This window comes from Collinsella sp. AM13-34, assembly GCF_003473055.1.
In the GTDB taxonomy this organism is placed as follows: Bacteria; Actinomycetota; Coriobacteriia; order Coriobacteriales; family Coriobacteriaceae; genus Collinsella.
The window spans coordinates 1-3,811 of the sequence record NZ_QRLE01000044.1 but is presented as its reverse complement, the minus strand read 5'-3'; the positions used below and the strand labels follow the sequence as shown (position 1 = coordinate 3,811).

Genomic DNA, 3,811 nt, shown 5'->3' with positions numbered 1-3,811 from the left:
GCGAGGAGCTCGGAGAGGCCTCCCGGCAGCTCCACGGCGGAGAAAGAGCGTGGCGATTCCATTGCCAATCTGTTTGTCATGCAAGAAAAACCCAAGGTCAGCGGCCTATGTAAAGAACATCAGACATGCTGATACACTTGATCGACGGCCTATGTAAAGCCATCTTGGTAGAACATGTTTCAGAGAAATAGAAACTTCGTCTCCCGAAAGGAGGAGCCGATGGAGTTGCCGAAACAGCTGAAAGCGCACCGCGAGCGCTTGGGGCTCTCGCAAGAGGCCGTCGCGCAAGCGATCTACGTATCGCGACAGACGATGTCCAGCTGGGAGAACGGAAAGACCTATCCGGATGTCCAAAGCCTGCTGCTTCTAAGCGACCTCTTCGGCGTCTCCATCGATGAACTTGTGAAAGGAGACGTGGTTTCAATGAAGGAAGTCGTAAGCAAGGATGCGCTCGAGATGGAGCGATTGGCGATGGGGTCTGCTGCCCTGCTGCTCGCGGGGATTGCATGCATGGCAGGCATCTACGCACTACTGCCCGAGCCATCGTTCATCCCGCATATGTCCACAGGCGCGCTGATCGGGATACTCGTGTTTGTTGCATTCTGGATCCCGTCGCTCGTATGCACGTCGCGCATCGAGAGGATCAAACGCGAGCATGACCTTGTGACGTTCCGTGAGATCAGCGCGTTCATGGACGGCGAGGAGGCTCCGAGCGAGACCGATGCGCTTTCCAGACGCAGGTCACGGCTCAGCCCTGCGCTCAAGATGGCCTGCGGTGCGGGGTTCGGCTTCCTTATCGCGTTCCTGATCACGGCACTAGTGAATGCCTTGCACTAGATGCACGCCTCTTTGACGGACTCAAAGCCAGCTAGGATTCCGGGGGCATGTAGGTCTTTAGGTACTCCAGCACCGTTTCGAGATATTGCCGATAGACTGCGCTGTCGTTCTGGAGCCCGTGACCCGAGTGCTCCGCCACAAAGCAGTCGTGGGGGACGCCGTTTTCGGTAAGCGCCCTATCGAGGCGTACCGATGCCTTGAAGGGCTGCATAGTGTCGTGAGTGCAGTAGGCCATGACCGTGGGTACCGCGTCCTTCGTCACCCAGAGAAGCGCCGAGGCGTCCTTGACGGCGGCGTCGTAGGCGGGCGTACCGAACATGTCCGGCGTGAGCTTGGCACCCGTCATAACGCCGAACAGGCCCGCCGCTTCTGCTTGGGCTTCCGGCTTGTCCAGCCCGTAGTTGTCCCAGTCCTCGGGGTAGAAGCTGGAAGGCCCCACGGCTTCGAACACGAACCTCACCGGCACCGGCGATTCCGCAGTGTCGCGGTAAGCGTACAGCAGGGCGAGGCACCCGCCGGCCGATCCGCCCCCGATGGCCATCTCGTTCACGGGGTAGCCCAGCTTGGCCGCCTCGGCGACCACCGCGTCCATGCTCTCTTGATTTCCAGAGACTGCGTGAGGATGTTCGCCCCGGGGTGCTGCTCGCTGAAAAGCGTGTAGTTGATACCCGCAGCCACGTAGCCCTGAGCGCAGAGCCAATGGAGGGTCCGCGCGTCGTCGGCCTTGTCACCGCTGGTGAACCCGCCGGAGTGCAGGTACACGACCAACCCGTAGTGCTGCCGCGACCGGTCGGCGGGTACATAGAGGTCGAACTTGTTCGCGTCGCCGTCGCCGTAGGGGATGTCGGCATAAACCGTTCCCACCGAGTCGTTCCAAACGACGGAGAAATCGTCGCCGAGGGGATTGCTCACCAGCTTGATGGCCGCCGAAAGCGTGAAGACGGCAATGAATATCCCCACGTAGAGGAAGCCCCAGAGAATGCGGTGGCGCTTTTTGGATGGCTGCTCTGGCGCATCGGTGGCTTGGAGAGGAATCGCAGGATCTCTAAAGCCATAATTACCTGCAGTACAAAGTGAGTACAGAATCAAAGCCACAAAATGACGTGAAATCAGTTGAATTCTGATCAAAATCGAACCGCCATCATTGACAAGCCACTCGCTCCAATTCATCCAACTCTTAGCGCGTGACCATCAACGAGCTGTTCGATCAGCCATCTCGTTTGCCCTACAGCTTCCGCCAACCGGATATCGTGCGTGACCAGAAGGATCGCCCCGGGGAATCCAACGAGCAGTCTCTGCAATGCCTCTATCGAGCCGATATCGAGGTGATTGGTCGGCTCGTCGAGCACGAGGAAGTTGGGTTCCGCAACCAGCTTCTCCGCGAGCATCAGCTTTCGGAGCTCACCGGGGCTCAGGTCGTCGCCATCGAGCAGTCTATCGGGGTCGGAGTTCAGGCGTGCCACGATGGACAGGATACGCCCCTTTTGCTCTTGCGTATGCTTGCGCAGCTGCTCAAGGGCACGCTCTCGCTCGGCCGACGCAACAACCTGAGGAACATAGGCAACCTTTATATTCTCGGGGACGGAATCGATGATGGCACGCACCAATAGACTCTTGCCCGTCCCATTTGCTCCGGTCAACACCACATGGTCAGTTGGAGAGACCCAGAGCTGAGGCACATTCAAGCAGAACTCGCCCGCTAAGAGCCGAGTAGGACCAACGCGCGCAACGATACTCGATCTGGCGGCTTCTCCGAAATCGCTAATGCAGTGGTCGTAGCGCTTCGGCACAGAGTTCTCCGATAGCGTCGACTCCGCCCTCGCAAGACGTTCATCCATGGCGGCTGATAGTTTACCGGCTACACCGTCCTTCCCAGAGACTATGGCGCGCCCGATCCGCGCGCGCCCGTCGCTATCTCTCTTGTCCAGACCGCGCTTGCTGCGCTTGCCCTTCTGACGTGCCGCCTCCTCGCTCCTTCGCTGCGCCTCCGCCTTCAGCCGCTTCACTTCGCGCATAGCCTTCTCTCGGTCGTGCAGCGCGGTGGCACGTTCGCTTGCCGCCTGATCGCTCGCCTTCGAATAACCGCCCGGGCGCATGATCCAGCGTGCGCCGTCGCACAGGAGGCTCTGATCGACGAGGCCATCGAGCAATTCCCTGTCATGGGAGATGAGGATGCCGACTCCATCGAATGAGGCTAGCGCCTCGCTCACGATTTCACGCGTCGGGGCATCAAGGTCGTTCGTCGGCTCATCCATGACGAGCACGTCGGGGCGAGCATAGAGCGCGCATGCGATCTGGAGTCGTTTCTGCTGGCCGCCTGAGAGCGTGTCGTAGCGCCAGGGCCAATCGTCTCCGATATGCAGAAGCGCCCTTGCACGCTGCGCTTCTTGGTTCCAGTCTGACGCGAAGTCGATGAGGTTCCCAGGTTCGAGCGAAGAATCCTGCTGGCAGTACACGGAGAACAGCTTCGGGCCCACCGTTCCGGAATCGGGCTCGATAAGGCGCGTGGCGATTCTCGCTAGCGTGCTCTTCCCGCATCCGTTGTCACCGATCACGGCAGTCCATCCTGAGGAAAACGTGACGCTGACATCCCTTACAGCGGGAGAGACCGCACCGGGATAGGTGTAACTAATGTTTGTGAGATTCAACTGCATGGCGAGCTCCTTCGAAAGGAGGCCGCGCAGGGGTTAGGCACGCGAGCTGTGGAATCAAGACGAGAAGATACTGAAGCGACGCGGCACCCTAGCGCGCGACCGAGCGTACAAAATGGTCGTTTGGGCACCCTTAGTGGGCATCGCTAGTTCTTCATCTAACCTAACCTAACTCGAAGCGTCGCATGGCAAAGGCTCCGCTGATTGAATGATGCTCAGATTATAGCATGCGTATTGAATTGTAGCGCGCGTATTGAATATAGGTTTGAACCACGAACAAGCTGCCTTGATTATCGACTTTATCCGAACACCTCCCACATTCA

At 58.8% G+C, this 3,811-nt stretch carries 4 protein-coding genes; 1 reads left to right on the top strand and 3 read right to left on the bottom strand.

Annotated features, from left to right (window positions below; translation table 11 throughout):
- The first annotated feature begins 219 nt into the window (after window positions 1–219).
- Window positions 220–837, top strand: coding sequence for a helix-turn-helix transcriptional regulator (locus DW151_RS10230; RefSeq protein ID WP_158571699.1), 618 nt, complete (start codon window positions 220–222; stop codon window positions 835–837).
- 31 nt (window positions 838–868) lie between these two features.
- Here DW151_RS10230 and DW151_RS10690 read toward each other — a convergent pair whose 3' ends face one another.
- The 3 genes from DW151_RS10690 to DW151_RS10220 are packed head-to-tail and all read right to left on the bottom strand — an operon-like array spanning window position 869 to window position 3,491.
- Window positions 869–1,429, bottom strand: a complete 561-nt coding sequence (locus DW151_RS10690; RefSeq protein WP_199579946.1) for an alpha/beta hydrolase — start codon at window positions 1,427–1,429, stop codon at window positions 869–871.
- On the bottom strand, window positions 1,384–2,007 hold the full coding sequence (locus tag DW151_RS10685; RefSeq protein ID WP_199579945.1) for an alpha/beta hydrolase: 624 nt from the start codon (window positions 2,005–2,007) through the stop codon (window positions 1,384–1,386). The genes DW151_RS10690 and DW151_RS10685 overlap by 46 nt, the downstream gene beginning before the upstream one ends.
- Complete coding sequence (locus DW151_RS10220) at window positions 2,004–3,491, bottom strand: ATP-binding cassette domain-containing protein (protein WP_118335732.1); 1,488 nt, start codon at window positions 3,489–3,491, stop codon at window positions 2,004–2,006. Before DW151_RS10220 ends, DW151_RS10685 begins: the two co-directional genes overlap by 4 nt.
- Window positions 3,492–3,811 lie beyond the last annotated feature (320 nt).